A 16721-nucleotide genomic window follows, 5' to 3' on the forward strand; every position below is an offset into this window, starting at 1 on the left:
AGCGGTGCGATTCATCGCACAAAACTGCATCTTGATTTCATAAAAACTTCATAAGAAAAACCAGAAAAGTCCGACTGTGCGTAGCTTATGCTGCCATTTTTTCACCAGAAATTTGGCTTGCCGGAGAGGATTGCATAAGAAATACGCGCTCGATCAAGTTCTGAAAAAAATCTCCAATTTGGTTGACACGGGGTCGGGCCTTATAAGACAAGGCCTAAGAAATTTCGCAAAAATTACAACCCCTCGATACATCATTTTTTCCTCTTGTTAACCCGCGTTAAAATACTAAAATATGCCTCCATGTAGTTATGACTTCCCCCTTCAGCCCCTAGATGTAGTGTTTATCCACAACATTATTCACAATGAATATGCTGTGTATAAACCGGGGTTTCTTTTAATTTTTGGATACTCACGCAAAGGTAAAAACGCGACATGAACCAAAGTCTGCTCGTTACTAAACGCGATGGCCGCCAGGAGCGCATTGATCTCGACAAAATTCACCGGGTACTGGACTGGGCAGCCGAAGGTCTGAACAACGTCTCAGTGTCACAGGTTGAGCTGCGTTCCCACATTCAGTTCTATGATGGGATTCGAACTTCAGATATTCATGAGACCATCATCAAGGCCGCTGCAGACCTTATTTCTCGCGATGCCCCGGATTATCAGTACCTTGCCGCACGCCTGGCGATTTTCCACCTGCGCAAGAAAGCCTATGGCCAGTTTGAGCCACCAGCGCTTTACGATCAGGTAGTTAAAATGGTCGAGATGGGCAAATACGATCGCCATCTGCTGGAAGACTACAGCAAAGCAGAGTTCGAGCAGATGGACAGTTTTATCGACCACTGGCGCGATATGAACTTCTCCTATGCCGCCGTCAAGCAGCTGGAAGGTAAATACCTGGCGCAGAACCGCGTTAGCGGTGAAATCTACGAAAGCGCGCAGTTCCTGTACATTCTGGTCGCAGCATGCCTGTTCTCAGGTTATCCGCGTGATACACGTATGGATTACGTCAAACGTTTCTATGACGCAGTCTCGACCTTCAAAATCTCGCTGCCGACGCCAATTATGTCTGGCGTGCGTACCCCGACCCGTCAGTTCAGCTCTTGCGTGCTGATCGAGTGCGGCGACAGCCTTGATTCCATTAACGCTACCTCCAGCGCGATTGTGAAATACGTTTCGCAGCGCGCCGGTATCGGTATCAACGCCGGTCGCATTCGTGCGCTGGGTAGCCCGATCCGTGGTGGCGAAGCGTTCCATACCGGCTGTATCCCGTTCTACAAACACTTCCAGACCGCCGTGAAGTCCTGCTCGCAGGGCGGTGTGCGCGGTGGTGCCGCTACCCTGTTCTACCCGATGTGGCATCTGGAAGTGGAAAGCCTGCTGGTGCTGAAAAACAACCGTGGTGTTGAAGGCAACCGCGTGCGTCATATGGACTACGGCGTGCAGATCAACAAGTTGATGTATCAACGCCTGCTGAAAGGTGAAGACATCACCCTGTTCAGCCCGTCTGACGTACCGGGCCTGTACGACGCGTTCTTCGCCGATCAGGACCAGTTCGAGCGTCTGTACACCACTTACGAAAAAGACGACAGCATTCGTAAACAGCGTGTCAAAGCGGTTGATCTGTTCTCACTGATGATGCAGGAACGTGCCTCCACTGGCCGTATCTACATCCAGAACGTTGACCACTGCAACACCCACAGCCCGTTTGATCCGTCCATCGCGCCGGTACGTCAGTCCAACCTGTGCCTGGAGATCGCCCTGCCGACCAAGCCGTTGGACGACGTTAACGACGAAAACGGTGAAATCGCCCTGTGTACGCTGTCAGCGTTCAACCTCGGCGCGATTGATAGCCTCGACGATCTGGAAGAGCTGGCGATTCTGGCGGTACGTGCGCTGGATGCCCTGCTCGACTATCAGGATTACCCAATTCCGGCCGCGAAACGCGGTGCGATGGGCCGCCGTACCCTGGGTATCGGCGTGATTAACTTCGCCTACTACCTGGCGAAAAACGGCGTGCGTTACTCTGATGGCAGCGCCAACAACCTGACGCATAAAACCTTCGAAGCGATTCAGTACTATCTGCTGAAGGCATCGAACGAGCTGGCGAAAGAGCAAGGTGCCTGCCCGTGGTTCAACGAAACCACTTATGCGCAGGGCATTCTGCCGACCGATACCTATAAAAAGGATCTCGACAGCATCTGCAACGAACCGCTGCACCTCGACTGGGAAACGCTGCGTGAGTCGATCAAAACGCACGGTCTGCGTAACTCAACGTTGTCGGCGCTGATGCCGTCAGAGACGTCATCGCAGATTTCGAACGCCACCAATGGCATCGAGCCGCCGCGCGGCCACATCAGTATCAAAGCGTCGAAAGACGGTATCCTGCGCCAGGTAGTGCCGGAGTATGAGCGTCTGAAGGATCAGTACGAACTGTTGTGGGAAATGCCGTCTAACGATGGTTACCTGCAACTGGTTGGTGTGATGCAGAAGTTTATCGACCAGGCGATTTCGTCGAACACCAACTACGATCCGAGCCGCTTTGCTAACGGCAAAGTACCGATGAAGCAGCTGCTGAAAGATCTGCTGACCGCTTACAAGTTTGGCGTGAAAACCCTGTACTACCAAAACACCCGTGACGGTGCTGAGGATGCACAGGACGATCTGGCCCCCTCCATTCAGGACGACGGCTGCGAAAGCGGCGCTTGTAAGATTTAATCAGAGGCGGAGCTGCGGCTCCGCCCACATTTGGACATCCCTATGGCTTACACCACATTCTCACAAACCAAGAATGACCAACTGAAAGAGCCGATGTTTTTCGGTCAGTCGGTTAACGTTGCCCGTTTCGATCAGCAGAAATATGACATCTTTGAAAAGCTGATTGAGAAGCAGCTCTCCTTCTTCTGGCGTCCGGAAGAAGTGGACGTGTCGCGCGATCGCATCGACTATCAGGCGCTGCCGGATCACGAAAAACACATTTTTATCAGCAACCTGAAATATCAGACGCTGCTGGACTCGATCCAGGGTCGTAGCCCGAACGTGGCGCTGCTGCCGCTGATCTCCATCCCGGAGCTGGAAACCTGGGTGGAAACCTGGGCGTTCTCTGAAACCATCCACTCACGTTCCTATACCCACATCATCCGCAATATCGTTAACGATCCGGCGCTGGTGTTTGACGATATCGTCACTAACGAGCAGATCCTTGCCCGTGCGCAGGATATCTCCAAGTATTACGACGATCTGATTGAGATGACCAACTACTGGCATCTGCTGGGTGAAGGCACCCATCAGGTCGCGGGTAAAACCGTGACCGTGGACCTGCGTTCACTGAAGAAACAACTCTACATCTGCCTGATGAGCGTCAACGCGCTGGAAGCGATTCGCTTCTACGTCAGCTTCGCCTGCTCGTTTGCCTTTGCCGAGCGTGAGCTGATGGAAGGTAACGCCAAAATCATCCGTCTGATCGCCCGTGACGAAGCGCTGCACCTGACCGGCACCCAGCATATGCTGAACCTGATGCGTACTGGCGAAGATGATCCGGAGATGAAAGAGATTGCAGCCGAGTGCCGTGACGAATGCTATGACCTGTTCAAGAAAGCAGCCGAACAGGAAAAAGAGTGGGCAGAATATCTGTTCAGCGGCGGTTCAATGATTGGCCTGAACAAAGACATTCTGTGCCAGTACATCGAGTACATCACCAACATCCGTATGCAGGCGGTCGGTCTTGACCTGCCATTCCAGACCCGTTCGAACCCGATTCCGTGGATCAACAGCTGGCTGGTGTCTGACAACGTGCAGGTGGCACCGCAGGAAGTTGAAGTCAGTTCCTATCTGGTCGGCCAGATTGACTCGGAAGTGGGCGAAGACGACTTTAACGACTTCCAACTCTAAGTATGAGCCGTTCCGTTGTTATTCTGCGTAGCTCCGGCACCCGACTGGAGTGCGCAGAAGATCATCCCAATCTGCTGGCAACCCTCGAAGCGCATAATGTCTGCGTCGAGTATCAGTGTCGTGAAGGCTATTGCGGTTCTTGCCGTATGCGTTTGCTGAAAGGTGAAGTGCAGTACGCCGAGACACCGCTGGCGTTTATTCAGCAGGGCGAGTTTCTGCCCTGCTGCTGTAAAGCCAACGGCGAGATTGAGATCGAGCTGTAGCGGCGCGATTTAACGCGCAATCCGTGCGCCTGACGGAAAAAGCCGCGCGATAAATCCGCCGCTATAACCGAGCCTGTTTTGGCTAGAGCCTCACCGTTTCCAGCACATCAATCCAGCCGTGTCCGGTGCTGACTTCGCTGCCATGCAACCAGCGGCGCAGCATATTCATAGCCATCATCGCCACCACTTTCTGGCGGATCTCGCGGTTATGGCGTCCGTGGTTGAACTTCACCAGTTGGCCCCAGCTCGCCTCCGGGGTGTGCAATGAAATCGCCACCTCTCCTTCGCGTAGCGTGCCGACCGCCAGCCCAACCTCAGCCTGCTGCTGAGCCGCGAACTCACGCAGGCGCTGCACCTGCTGCTCCAGGCTTTCCGTCTGTTCCGGCAACACATTACCGGCACGTAACGGCACCTCGGCTGATGCCAGTTGCCATTGCAGCAATCCGGCGGTATAGGATTCACTCACGGCCAACGTCAATTCACGCGCCGCCAGTTGTTGCGCCAGCCACGCCGGTAATCCTTCTGTGCCTTCAAAAATGGTGCATTCCGCCAGCAGCAGTTTAACCTGCTGCCACACCTGTTCCATCGCCACCCGCTGGCTGGCCGGGCCGGTCAGTTTAATTTCAATAATTGGCATTGAGGAGCGATACCCCATCACTACGCCTTCCGGCAGGGCTAGCGGCTCCAGTTCCGCCGCTATATCACTTTCTCCGCGCCCGAAAGTGGTGAGACGCAGGCACAGAGGCGGTTCGGGTAGGTCGAAACGCGCTTTCAGACGCGGCAGGATCTCCTGCTCCACCATCACCTTAAACTCGGAAGGTACACCCGGGGTGAAGAATATCCAGCAGCGATTGAGTTGCAGCGCGAAACCACAAGCGGTACCCACCGGGTTATCGATCAATTCCGCATTGGCGGGGATCTCCGCCTGTTTACGGTTGCTCGGAGCCATGACTCGCCCACGACCGGCAAACCAGGCCTCCATCTTTTCCAGCCACTCCTGATGCAGCACCAAATGACTGTTGCTGGCGGTTGCTGCCGCCAGCGCGCTGAGATCATCACTGGTCGGGCCGAGGCCACCATTCACAATCAGCACATCAGCAACCTTGCTACGGCTCTGTAGCGCCTCCACCAGCGATGGCAGTGCATCGCCTACTGTGCTGCGGCTGGTCATGGGTAAGCCATGTTGGAATAACACATCAGCCAGCCAGGCGGCGTTGGTATCGACAATCTGCCCGTGTAACACTTCATCGCCCGTCGAGAGCATTTCAACTCGTATCACGTTTATTCTCCTTTATCCCTGTCGGTTTAATGTAGAAAGCGGGCGAGAGAAACACAATCGCTGTCGATGCGGTTTGGGGTATTTCAGGGGGAGGACGGGCGCGATGGGTACGCGCCCGATAATGATTAGCGGCGGGCCAGCAGCAATCCTAAGAACAGACCGGCGGCGGCACCAATACCAATGCCCTGCCAGGGTTTGTCGTGCACATACTCATCGGCACGGTAAGCAGCTTTTTTTGCCCGATAGTAGTAACTGTCGGACGCCTGGCTGACGCGAGACTTCACCTCTTCCAGCGCCTGCTCCGCTTTGCTTTTCAGTTCGATATATTTTTGATCGGCCGGATCGCCGGACGAACGCAACACCTCTTCCAGCGTTTCGGTCAGCAAAGCCAAATCATCATCAAGACGGGTTTCAAATTGATCGGTGGATGACATTACGTAGTTCCTCCATGTATTTAACTTACCTGTCGGTTAACTATAGTCACTAAACGCCCGTTCGGGGCAAGCAACGGCCAGGAATCGCCCGAGTTTCGTCGGCAAAGGGTAAAGATATGAAATCTGCTTCGCTTCTATGATTTATCTGATAAATTTCTTCGGACTGAATTTTTTCATTCGGCGACTGTCGTAACCCCCTGTAGCCTGACGCTATCAGGTCTGAAATGCGTGCATGATGCACGGCAGTCACCTTAAACCCGAGCAGCTAAGGATTAGATTTCTGGCATGAATCGTAGAAAGTTTATGAAAGCGTCCATGGCCCTCTCTGCCCTGAGTGGTATGACGGGTCTGTCCACGCTGTTTGCACAGTCCGCCTGGGCCGCAGATGGCATTGCCGACGGTACTGCGGTTCGCTTCGATTTCGATGTACTGAAAAAGAAAGCTGCCGCACTGGCGAAGCAACCCTGGGGCGGCGCGCCAGGCCCGCTACCGGACACCCTGGCCAATCTGACGCCACAGGCCTATAACGCCATTCAGTATGACGCCAACCATTCGCTGTGGAACAACATCCCCAACCGCGAACTGGATGTACAATTCTTCCATGTTGGTATGGGTTTTAAACGCCGTATCCAGATGTTCTCCGTGGATGCCGCCAGCCGTGAAGCGCGTGAAATCCACTTCCGCCCGGAGTTGTTTAACTACAACGATGCCAACGTTGATACCAAACAACTGGTTGGCAAAACCGATCTCGGCTTTGCCGGTTTCCGCGCCTTTAAGAAACCGGAACTGGCGCGCCGCGACATCGTCTCTTTCCTCGGTGCCAGCTACTTCCGCGCCGTGGATGAAACCTACCAGTACGGTCTGTCCGCCCGTGGCGTAGCGGTGAACACCTTCAGCAACGGTCATGAAGAATTCCCGGATTTCACCGCCTTCTGGTTTGAAACCCCGAAAGCCGAAGACACCACCTTTGTGGTGTATGCCCTGCTGGACGGTGCCAGCGTGACCGGTGCGTATAAATTCACCATCCACTGCGAAGCCAAACGCGTGGTGATGGAGGTGGAAAACCACCTGTTTGCCCGCAATGATATCCGTCAGTTGGGTATCGCGCCGATGACCAGTATGTTTAGCTGTGGCACCAACGAACGCCGCATGTGCAACACCTACCACCCGCAAATCCACGACTCTGACCGTCTGGCAATGTGGACCGGCAACGGTGAATGGATTGCCCGCCCGCTGAACAACCCGCAGCGTTTGCAGTTCAACGCTTATCAGGATGAGAACCCGCGCGGTTTTGGTCTGTTGCAGCTCAATCACGACTTTAAGGATTATCAGGATGTGATTGGCTGGTACGACAAACGCCCAAGCCTGTGGGTTGAGCCGATTGGCAAATGGGGCAAAGGGGCCATCAACCTGATGGAAATCCCCACCACCGGCGAAACGCTGGATAACGTGGTGTGCTTCTGGCAACCGGAAAAACCGGTGAAAGCCGGTAGCGAGTTCAACTTCCAGTACAAACTTTACTGGAGCGGCTTGCCACCGGTTCGCAGCGGTCTGGCGCGTGTGGATGCCACCCGCACCGGCATTGGCGGTTTCCCGGAAGGTTGGGCGCCAGGCGAGCACTTCCCGGAGCAGTGGAGCCGTCGCTTTGCCATCGATTTCGTCGGGGGCGATCTCAAAGCCGCTGCACCGAAGGGGATCGAACCGGTGATTACCGTGTCAGCGGGCACCATCAAGCAGGTCGAGATTTTGTATGTGGAGCCGATCGATGGCTACCGCATTCTGTTTGACTGGTACCCCAACAGCGATTCCACTAAGCCGGTGGATATGCGTCTGTTCCTGCGTACCAAAGACGAGACACTGAGCGAAACCTGGCTGTATCAATACTTCCCGCCAGCGCCGGATCAGCGTAAATACGTTGACGATCGGCAGATGACGCCGGGCTGATAAACATGGCGAGGTGAGAACCTCGCCATTATTTTTTGGCAATCGCGCCGCTACGAAGTTGTGCGCGACATATCAATATGCGGGATATCGTCTTCGAGATAGATATCACTCACCGCCACAAAGCCATGCCCGGCATAGAACGATTGCAGATGCGCCTGCGCTGAGAGGAACGGCGAATGCTGCGGCCAGTGCTGCTGGCAGCTCTGCAAAGCCTGCGTCATCAAGCGATTGCCGAGATTGATTCCCCTGGCGCGACTGGAAACAATCACCCGCCCAATCTTCACCGGACTTTGCGCATCAGTAGGCGATAAAATACGTGCATACGCCACCAATTCGTCACCCAGCATGCCCAGTAGATGGCGATTTTCCGCTACCAGATCCTGTCCATCGACATCGAGATAGGGACAATTTTGTTCCACTACAAAGACTTCACTGCGCAACGCCAGCAACGCATAAAGTTGTGGCACCGTTAAATCGCGGTGATGAATATCCAGCCAGTTAATATCCATGATCATTTCCTTCCATAGCGGCGCGATTTATCGCGCAGGTTTTATGAAGCCGAAAAATAAATCAACAACGTCGTTGTTGTAAGGCGAAACCGGTAAAGAAGGCGCACAATAGCGCCGCCATCCACGGCAGGCCATGCAGCGTGAGTGACATCGCTAATCCCCCCAATGCCGGGCCAACAAAGGCGCCAATACCCCACGCCACCGACAGCACCGCATAGGCTGCCGCCAGTTCCGCCCCCTGAAAGCGCTGCCCCACCAGCGTGATGATCACCGTATAAATGCCGACAAATACCCCGCCCCAGCAGAACAACAGCAACCGCGCCAGCCACAACGATTGCAACGCCAGCGGCCAGGCAAGCGCCCCCAGGGTCGACAACGCAGCCAGCCAGACAATCAGATGATGGCGATCCATACGATCGGCCAGCCAACCGATCGGCAACTGCAACAGGATTGCACCGACCAGTAAAATGGTGATTAAGGATGTTGCCTGCGCTTCAGACCAGCCAAGATTGATGGCGTAAAGTGCCAGCAGATTCATACCAGCCGCTTCAAGAGCCGCGTTGAGGATGGTCGCCGACAGTGCCAGAGGTAACAATCGCAACCAGCGTGAGAAACTCCGTGACACCCCCTGTTCCGCACTGAAACGCAGTTTACCGCTGCCGAGCAGCGCCAGCGCGGCAATGGCAGACAAGGCGGCCCCGGTAATAAACGCGCCATCCCCGCTGCCCTGCAAGGTCAAGATAAAAGGACCAAGCGCAAACCCTGCCGATAACATCGCGGTGTAGGTTGCCAACATCTTCGCGCGATTGCTTTCCACGCATTGTTGATTGAGCCAGGTTTCCGTGACCACCAGAATCACTTCGGAAGCCATACCGAGCAGCAATCGCAACAAGAAGCTGCTGGCAATGGGTAACAAAGGAAAAAAGATTAACAGCAGCATTGAGGCCAGCAGTGCGGTGATCAGCAATGCTTGCGGCGAAAAACGGCGGCAAAGTGCTGGCAAGGCAGGGGCGATAATCAGCACACCTGCCGCATGCATTGCCGCATTGATGCCAATCAGCGTTTCACTATAGCCAGCCGCCGAGAGCCTGAGTGCAATCAGTGGTGCGCTTAAACCATAAGTCAGACCAAAGATAGTGATCGCGACAAGGATCATTACGCTGTTTCGCGTCATTTGATCACACTGCGCGATGGCGTCCGTTTTTGCTGCCATAACGCATGGCGTAAGCACAGGCTACGCCACAAACGAACCGGCCAGAGCGAGCTGGGCTGTGGCTCAATGACACGGTGCAGCAACCGGACATAATCCAGCACCAGGCCAGGCGTCCAGGTCATCTCCTCCGCCCTGCCGCGTACGACCCCCAATAACCAAAAGTTGGGATCGCTGAACAGTCGCAATCCGGCATAGGGTTTTCTGGCGAGGACGCCCTCAATCGCGACATCTAATGCCTGAATCACGGCGGAAGAACAGTTGCGCGCGGTCAGGTTGTAGGTACTGTCCAGGCGGTAACTGTGCCAGAAATTATGTAATGCCTTGAAATTATAATGGGTAAACAGAATTTGTTTATCAGGGGCGCACCAGTCAGCGACCTCCAGCGTAAGGGAGGCAAGGAAACGTCCGGCTACATCATTGTGTTCCCCGGAACGCAGCACCGCGCGGAAGTTACTGCTGTCGCGATCAATATCATCCAGCGGATAGTGGCTGATATACAGATCCTCGCCTGCTTCCATCGCCGCATGGCCGGTTGATATCACGCCATGTTGATCGACGGCGGCAATATAACGATTGATTAGCTGGTAACTCTCGCGCAGCCTGCCTGATCCCAATGGGGTCCAGACATAGACTTTCAATGGCTGAGTGGGTGGTCGGTGGGGAAATGGCGGATGGACGTATTGGCTGCTGTGCCATTGTCGCAATCCCCCGACTTTAAACAGCGGTAGCGTGGTGACGGTGCTGTTATCCGTCAACAAATTCGCCTGTCGCGCCATTTGTAGCAGCGTGGTGCCGATACTCAGCAACAACAACGCGAAACATAAGGGCACGGCGATATGATGATGAAACGGCCAGTCGCTGAGGATCAGAATGCTGATAAACCACTCGACAACCCCGGTCAGGCACTGCTTACGCCAGCGCCAGCCACGCAATACCACAGCTGCAGCAATACGAAACAGGCCATCGACCATAAACGCGATGCCAAACAGCACCGCCGAAACATCATTGTTGTCCTGGGGAATATTGAGGATCAGAAAACCGATAAACCATAATCCCAGCGCTTTCAGCAGGGTCAGCCCGTCAATACGCATTTCGCGGATAAACGCGAATGTCATCTGCACCAGACCTTCGATGATAAAAAATATCGCCAGCAGATCCAGCGGCACCGAAAGCAGGCCGTCGCTACTGATGTCATAGAGGATTAATGCAGACAAAATCAGCAAGGCCGAACCCACTAAAGCCAGCCAGTACCAGCGTCTGCGGATCACCTGAGCACCGGTGAGCAAAAATATCAACTTGATCACAAGGCCTCTGCGCGACGAGTGAACACTGCTTAAAAACTAGCAATACGCGGCAAAATTGTCAGATAGCGGGCAAAAAAAATCAGGCCCGCAGGCCTGATTTGTCTGAAGCAACAACACGAAGGTTACATCAGCGGCTGAGCCATCTGTACCAGCGTGATTAGCGGCTGCGGATAAACCCCCAGCAGCAACACCAGAATCGCGGAAATCAGTACCACCACACCACCGGCGGTGAATGCCCAATTCGCTGGCGTATCGCGGGTATGCAGCTCTGGCGGGCTGAGGTACAGGCTGACAGTCACGCGCAGATAGTAGTACAGGCCGATGGCGCTACCTGCCACCACCGCACCCGTCAGCCACCACAGATGGGCGTTCACACCGGAAGCGATCACGTAGAACTTACCAATAAAGCCCAGTGTCATCGGGATACCGGCCAGTGACAGCATCATGATGGTCATCACCGCCGACAGAATCGGACGATGCCAGAACAGGCCACGGTAGGAGTACAGAGTATCGGCATCCGGGCCACGGTAAGGGCTGGACATCAGGCTGACCACACCGAACGCGCCAAGGCTGCTGAACAGGTAACCGGCCAGATAGACGCCAGCGGTTTCCAGCGACAGCTGATGCGTTTTCACCGCAATCAACGCCACCAGCAGATAACCGAGGTGAGCGATGGAGGAGTAACCGAGCAGACGTTTGATGTTGCTCTGCGAAATCGCCATCAGGTTACCGAACAGAATCGAAACAAAGGCAATCACACCCAACACGGTACGTACCGCTTCGCTGTCGGTCACCGGCGCGTACATGAACAGACGCATGATCACGCCAAAGATAGCGATTTTGCTGGCAGTCGCAAGGAAAGTGGATACCGGAGCGGGTGCGCCTTGATAGACATCCGGCGTCCACAGATGGAACGGCACCAGCGACAGTTTGAAGCCAAGACCGATAATCATCATCCCGAGGCCGACCAGCAGCAGCGGCTGCTGCATCATGCTGTCATTCAAGCTTTTACCCAACTGCACAAAGCTCAGGCTGCCGGAATCCGCGTAAATCAATGCGATACCAAACAACAGGAACGATGAGGCTGCGGCTGACAGGATGGTGTATTTCAGTGCCGCTTCCAGCGAACGTTTCTGGCGGAAGGCGTAACCAATCAAACCAAACAGCGGCAGAGACAGCAGTTCAATACCGATGAACAGCGCCGACAGATGGTTAGCGCTGGCCAGCACAATACCGCCCAGCGCGGCAATCAGCACCAGCAGATAGAACTCATCCTTGTTGTCCGGGAAACCGGCCAGCCACGGGTAGGCGAAAGTACAAGTCGCCAGACTCGCCAGCATCACCAGTCCGGTGTAGAAGATGGAGTAACCATCAACGCGCAGCATCGGCGTCACATCCATTGCCCCGACATGGGCAACAAACCACAGAGAAAGCAGCGCCAGGTTAAGACCAATGACCGTCAGCGTGGCATTTACAAAATGGTTGCGTCGCCATGCAATGGACAGCATCACAACCACCACCGTCAATCCGACGATCAACAGCGGCAGTAACGCGATCAATTGTTGAGGAGTTATTGTCATGGCGAATTACGGCCTTGTAGTTGAAATTGAAGCGGTAAACCACTGCTGAATATTGCTCATTGCAGCATGGGAGGTATCAAGAATCGGCTGCGGATAAACCCCCAGCAGAACCAGCAACACCACCAAAACCATAATCATAATGAACTCACGCGGTGACATCCCTGGCAGTGGGGCCTGTGATTTGGCTTCGCCGTAGTACGCGCGCTGCATCATCACCAGCGAGTACACCGAGGCAAATACCAGACCAAAGGTGGCAATCACGATAATCACCGGCACCACCTGGAAGCTGCCAGTCAGAATCATAAATTCCCCGGCAAAGTTACCGGTGCCCGGCATCCCGAGGTTAGCCACGGCAAAGAACAACGACAGGCCCGGAATCCATTTGATACGTGACCACAGGCCACCCATCTGACGCATATCACGGGTATGCAGGCGTTCATAAAGTTGGCCGCACAGGATAAACAGCGCCGCGGCGGACAGGCCGTGGGCAATCATCTGTACCACCGCACCCTGGAACGCCAACTGGCTGCCGGTGTAGATGGCAATCAGCACAAAGCCCATGTGCGAAATGGAGGTATAAGCGATCAGACGTTTGATATCGGTCTGCGCGAACGCCATCCAGGCACCGTAAAAGATACCAATCACGCCGAGCCACATGGCAATCGGAGCAAATTCTGCCGACGCGTGCGGGAACAACGGCAGGCTGAAACGCAGCAGACCATAGGCTGCGGTTTTCAACAGAATCCCGGCGAGGTCAACCGAACCTGCGGTAGGTGCCTGGCTGTGCGCATCTGGCAGCCAGCCGTGTAACGGCACCACCGGCATTTTGACGGCGAAGGCGATAAAGAAGCCCAGCATCAGCAGATATTCCACGGTGTGGGACATCGGGGTTTTCAGCAGCTCTTCGTAGCTGAAGGTCCAGACGCCGGTCGCGTTGTAGTGCACAAACACCAGCGCCAGGATAGCAATCAGCATCACCAGACCGGATGCCTGGGTGTAGATGAAGAACTTGGTCGCTGCCGTGATACGGGTTTTACCGTCTGACGCTTTGTGACCCCAGAGCGCGATGAGGAAGTACATCGGCACCAGCATCATTTCCCAGAAGAAGAAGAACAGGAACATGTCGATGGAGAGGAACACACCAATCACGCCACCGAGGATCCACATCAGGTTGAGGTGGAAAAAGCCCTGATACTTCTCAATTTCATTCCACGAACAGAGCACCGCCATCAGGCCGAGCAGACCGGTCAGCACCACCATCAGCAGCGACAGACCATCAATCGCCAGATGGAAATTGATGCCAAAACGCGGAATCCACGGTACGGAGAAGGTGGATTGCCACTGCGGCATGCCAGCCGCCTGCGTCAGTGAATAGCCACCCTGCAACCAGAGTTGCAACGAAATCACCAGCGTCAGTGCCATAGTGATCAGGGCTATCCAACGCGGCACCTTCGCGCCAAGGCGCTCAGCCAGCCAGCACAGCAAGCCACCGAGAAAAGGTATGATTATTAGCCAAGGTAATAACACGGCATACTTCCCTTTTTTCTGCCTTTATCAGGCAATTTTTACTTTCTCGACTGGGGTGAAGAAACCCTCACCCCGCCCATCAATCTTGTTAGATCACCAGCAGCAGCGCCAGCACTACCACGGCACCGACGCTCATCGACGCCACGTACCAGCGCAGATAACCGTTTTCGCTGACCACCAGACCTTTGTTGCCAATGCGCGAAATCAGGGCTGGCAAATTCATCAGCGAGTTCAGCGGATCACGATGCAGTAGCCACGCAATGCCGAGGAAAGGTTTAACGAACACTTTGTCGTATAACCAATCGAAGCCCCAGGCGGCAAACCACCAGGTGCCGAAGAAACGGCCCGGCGCACTGTTGGCAACGCTGGTAACCAGCTGACGTTTGCCCAGCCACAACGCAGCAGCAATCAGAATGCCGACGATCGCCACCACGCCAGAGGTGATTTCCAGTGCCACTTTGCCGCCTTCACCAAATTCGTTCTGCGGCAACACTCCCGCCAGCGGCGGTGTAATCAACGCACCAATGAAGGTGGACAACACCAGCAGCACAATCAGCGGCAGATGATGAGTAATACCTTTACCGGCATGAGCATGGATTTTCTCTTCACCGTGGAACACGATGAAAATCATGCGGAACGTATAGATTGAGGTCAGGAACGCACCCACCAGACCCGCCACCATCAGATTGATGTGACCATTCGCCAGCGCACCAAACAGGATTTCATCTTTACTGTAGAAACCTGCGGTAATCAGCGGCAGCGCAGCCAGTGCGGCCCCCCCCACGAGGAAGCAGGTATACACCAGCGGGATGCTCTTACGCAGGCCGCCCATCTTGAAGATGTTCTGTTCGTGATGGCAGGCCAGAATTACCGAACCGGATGACAGGAACAGCAACGCTTTGAAGAACGCGTGGGTCATCAGGTGGAAAATCGCCGCATCCCACGCCTGTACGCCAAGCGCCAGGAACATGTAGCCAATCTGGCTCATGGTAGAGTATGCCAGCACGCGTTTGATGTCGGTTTGCACCAGCGCAGCAAAGCCCGCCAGCACCAGGGTGATGGCACCCACAATACCGACCAGATGCAGCACGTCAGGCGTCAGCAGGAACAGGCCATGCGTACGGGCAATCAGGTAGACACCCGCAGTAACCATCGTCGCGGCGTGGATCAGCGCTGAAACCGGCGTCGGACCGGCCATCGCATCCGCCAGCCACGTTTGCAACGGCAACTGGGCAGATTTACCAACCGCACCACCCAGCAGCAGCAAGGTTGCCCATTGCAGCATATGGTTGTCGGCGGCGAAGTGCGCCGGAGCCAACTCCATCAGCTCGCGGAAGTTCAGCGTGCCAAGTTCGTTGTAGAGAATGAACAACGCCAGCGCGAGGAACACATCACCCACACGGGTAATGATGAAGGCTTTCATCGCCGCTTTGCCGTTTTCCGGGTTGCTGTAGTAGAAACCAATCAGCAGGTAGGAACACAGCCCCACCCCTTCCCAGCCGAGGTACATCAGCATCAGGTTATCGGCCAGTACCAGAACCACCATGCTGGCGATAAACAGGTTGGTGTAGGCGAAGAAGCGTGAGTAGCCCTCTTCACCACGCATGTACCAGGACGCGAACATGTGGATGAAGAAACCCACACCGGTCACCACTGACAGCATGGTCAGCGACAGGCCATCCAGCACCAGATTGACCTTGATGTCAAAGTGACCAACCTGCATCCAGGTCCACAGCGCCTGAGTGAACGGTTGCTGTCCCTGGCTGAAGAAATCCATGCCGACAAAAATCGTGGTCAGGGCAGCCAGACCGACTGATCCCATCCCCACAGCGGCAGACAGGTTCTCCGACCAGCGACCACGGGAAAATGCCAACAGCAGGAAGCCAATCAGCGGAAATAAAACAGTTAAGTAGAGAAGATTCATCCGCGCATCTCGCTCACAGTGTCAATGTTCAGCGTCTGACGACGACGATAGAGCTGGAGCAGCAGCGCCAGACCGATACTGGCTTCCGCCGCCGCGAGGCTGATTGCCAGGATATACATCACCTGGCCGTCGGCTTGCCCCCAGTAGCTCCCTGCGACCACCAGCGCCAGCGCGGCGGCGTTGATCATGATCTCCAGACCAATCAACATAAACAGCAGGTTACGGCGCAGCACCAGTGAGGTCAGGCCGAGAACAAACAGCACAGCAGCCAGAATCAGGCCGTGTTGTAACGGGATCATGCGTGCTCCTCCTTATTCCCTTGCGCCTCAGCCGGGCGATTGCTGAGCACCTCGCCCTGACGCTCTTCACGTCCAATATGGAAGGCAACAACCAGACCGGCCAGCAGCAACATGGATGCCAGCTCCACCGCCAGTACGTAAGGACCAAACAGGCTGATACCCACGGCTTTGGCGTCAATGACAGTGCCATCAATGCCCTGATCGTGCGCGGTGCTGATGGCATAAATCATCACCACCAGCAGCAGCAGAGATACGATGCCAGGACCAATCCACAGCGACGGCTTCAGCCACTCACGCTCCTGATCCTGCTGGGATTTGCCAAGGTTCAGCATCATCACCACGAACACGAACAGCACCATAATGGCACCGGCGTAGACGATAATTTCCAGCGCCCCGGCAAAGTACGCGCCCATTGAGAAGAACACGCCAGCAATCGACAGCAACGAAACAATCAGGTACAGCAGTGCATGCACCGGGTTGGTGTGGGTGATGACGCGTAGCGTCGTCAACACCGCCACCAGACCGCAAAGATAAAACGCAAATTCCATAGCTGG

At 54.9% G+C, this 16721-nt stretch carries 14 protein-coding genes; 4 read left to right on the top strand and 10 right to left on the bottom strand.

The window, feature by feature from the left end:
• The first annotated feature begins 432 nt into the window (after positions 1 to 432).
• From nrdA to yfaE, 3 genes are read left to right on the top strand one after another with little or no spacing between them, the layout of a single operon-like run.
• On the top strand, positions 433 to 2718 hold the full coding sequence (nrdA, locus tag AC6I8N_RS13915) for a class 1a ribonucleoside-diphosphate reductase subunit alpha (protein ID WP_021185059.1): 2286 nt from the start codon (positions 433 to 435) through the stop codon (positions 2716 to 2718).
• 42 nt (positions 2719 to 2760) lie between these two features.
• Positions 2761 to 3891, top strand: coding sequence for a class Ia ribonucleoside-diphosphate reductase subunit beta (nrdB, locus tag AC6I8N_RS13920; RefSeq protein WP_021185060.1), 1131 nt, complete (start codon positions 2761 to 2763; stop codon positions 3889 to 3891).
• 2 nt (positions 3892 to 3893) lie between these two features.
• Positions 3894 to 4154, top strand: a complete 261-nt coding sequence (yfaE, locus tag AC6I8N_RS13925) for a class I ribonucleotide reductase maintenance protein YfaE (RefSeq protein ID WP_021185061.1) — start codon at positions 3894 to 3896, stop codon at positions 4152 to 4154.
• 82 nt (positions 4155 to 4236) lie between these two features.
• Here the strand turns inward: yfaE and AC6I8N_RS13930 are convergent, their stop codons facing one another.
• Positions 4237 to 5433 carry a nicotinamide mononucleotide deamidase-related protein YfaY gene (locus AC6I8N_RS13930; protein ID WP_497829311.1) on the bottom strand — a complete coding sequence of 399 codons (1197 nt, stop codon included), beginning with the start codon at positions 5431 to 5433 and terminating at the stop codon, positions 4237 to 4239.
• A 125-nt stretch (positions 5434 to 5558) separates the two neighbouring features.
• Positions 5559 to 5867 (bottom strand): stress response protein ElaB, encoded by a 309-nt coding sequence (elaB, locus tag AC6I8N_RS13935; RefSeq protein WP_013509869.1) that lies wholly within the window; start codon positions 5865 to 5867, stop codon positions 5559 to 5561.
• A gap of 285 nt (positions 5868 to 6152) precedes the next feature.
• Here elaB and AC6I8N_RS13940 point away from each other — a divergent pair, with 285 nt between their 5' ends.
• On the top strand, positions 6153 to 7811 hold the full coding sequence (locus AC6I8N_RS13940) for a glucan biosynthesis protein D (RefSeq protein WP_208723922.1): 1659 nt from the start codon (positions 6153 to 6155) through the stop codon (positions 7809 to 7811).
• Positions 7812 to 7861: 50 nt separating this feature from the next.
• Here the strand turns inward: AC6I8N_RS13940 and AC6I8N_RS13945 are convergent, their stop codons facing one another.
• The 8 genes from AC6I8N_RS13945 to nuoJ form a co-directional block, all read right to left on the bottom strand.
• Positions 7862 to 8320, bottom strand: a complete 459-nt coding sequence (locus tag AC6I8N_RS13945; protein ID WP_021185064.1) for a GNAT family N-acetyltransferase — start codon at positions 8318 to 8320, stop codon at positions 7862 to 7864.
• A 61-nt stretch (positions 8321 to 8381) separates the two neighbouring features.
• Positions 8382 to 9494 carry an MFS transporter gene (locus AC6I8N_RS13950; protein ID WP_497829312.1) on the bottom strand — a complete coding sequence of 371 codons (1113 nt, stop codon included), beginning with the start codon at positions 9492 to 9494 and terminating at the stop codon, positions 8382 to 8384.
• Positions 9491 to 10837: an HdeD family acid-resistance protein gene (locus AC6I8N_RS13955; RefSeq protein WP_208723920.1), complete on the bottom strand. Its 1347-nt coding sequence runs from the start codon at positions 10835 to 10837 to the stop codon at positions 9491 to 9493. The genes AC6I8N_RS13950 and AC6I8N_RS13955 overlap by 4 nt, the downstream gene beginning before the upstream one ends.
• Positions 10838 to 10959: 122 nt before the next feature.
• A complete protein-coding gene (nuoN, locus tag AC6I8N_RS13960; RefSeq protein ID WP_021185067.1) occupies positions 10960 to 12417 on the bottom strand; it encodes an NADH-quinone oxidoreductase subunit NuoN in 1458 nt (485 codons plus the stop codon).
• Between the two features lie 6 nt (positions 12418 to 12423).
• Positions 12424 to 13944, bottom strand: a complete 1521-nt coding sequence (gene nuoM / locus AC6I8N_RS13965) for an NADH-quinone oxidoreductase subunit M (RefSeq protein ID WP_208723919.1) — start codon at positions 13942 to 13944, stop codon at positions 12424 to 12426.
• Between the two features lie 88 nt (positions 13945 to 14032).
• On the bottom strand, positions 14033 to 15868 hold the full coding sequence (nuoL, locus tag AC6I8N_RS13970) for an NADH-quinone oxidoreductase subunit L (protein WP_021185069.1): 1836 nt from the start codon (positions 15866 to 15868) through the stop codon (positions 14033 to 14035).
• Entirely contained in the window at positions 15865 to 16167 is a 303-nt protein-coding gene (nuoK, locus tag AC6I8N_RS13975; RefSeq protein WP_013509877.1) for an NADH-quinone oxidoreductase subunit NuoK, read from the bottom strand. Before nuoK ends, nuoL begins: the two co-directional genes overlap by 4 nt.
• On the bottom strand, positions 16164 to 16715 hold the full coding sequence (gene nuoJ / locus AC6I8N_RS13980) for an NADH-quinone oxidoreductase subunit J (RefSeq protein ID WP_013509878.1): 552 nt from the start codon (positions 16713 to 16715) through the stop codon (positions 16164 to 16166). Before nuoJ ends, nuoK begins: the two co-directional genes overlap by 4 nt.
• Between the last annotated feature and the right edge of the window lie 6 nt (positions 16716 to 16721).

The organism is Pantoea sp. X-Soil-TKNS-1279 (assembly GCF_059730565.1).

What these genes read in the sequence shown, in the direction of transcription:
- nrdA (WP_021185059.1), top strand. Translation starts at nt 433, where the DNA reads ATGAACCAAAGTCTGCTCGTTACTAAACGCGATGGCCGCCAGGAGCGC.
- nrdB (WP_021185060.1), top strand. Translation starts at nt 2,761, where the DNA reads ATGGCTTACACCACATTCTCACAAACCAAGAATGACCAACTGAAAGAG.
- yfaE (WP_021185061.1), top strand. Translation starts at nt 3,894, where the DNA reads ATGAGCCGTTCCGTTGTTATTCTGCGTAGCTCCGGCACCCGACTGGAG.
- elaB (WP_013509869.1), bottom strand. Translation starts at nt 5,867, where the DNA reads ATGTCATCCACCGATCAATTTGAAACCCGTCTTGATGATGATTTGGCT.
- AC6I8N_RS13940 (WP_208723922.1), top strand. Translation starts at nt 6,153, where the DNA reads ATGAATCGTAGAAAGTTTATGAAAGCGTCCATGGCCCTCTCTGCCCTG.
- AC6I8N_RS13945 (WP_021185064.1), bottom strand. Translation starts at nt 8,320, where the DNA reads ATGGATATTAACTGGCTGGATATTCATCACCGCGATTTAACGGTGCCA.
- AC6I8N_RS13950 (WP_497829312.1), bottom strand. Translation starts at nt 9,494, where the DNA reads ATGACGCGAAACAGCGTAATGATCCTTGTCGCGATCACTATCTTTGGT.
- nuoN (WP_021185067.1), bottom strand. Translation starts at nt 12,417, where the DNA reads ATGACAATAACTCCTCAACAATTGATCGCGTTACTGCCGCTGTTGATC.
- nuoL (WP_021185069.1), bottom strand. Translation starts at nt 15,868, where the DNA reads ATGAATCTTCTCTACTTAACTGTTTTATTTCCGCTGATTGGCTTCCTG.
- nuoK (WP_013509877.1), bottom strand. Translation starts at nt 16,167, where the DNA reads ATGATCCCGTTACAACACGGCCTGATTCTGGCTGCTGTGCTGTTTGTT.
- nuoJ (WP_013509878.1), bottom strand. Translation starts at nt 16,715, where the DNA reads ATGGAATTTGCGTTTTATCTTTGCGGTCTGGTGGCGGTGTTGACGACG.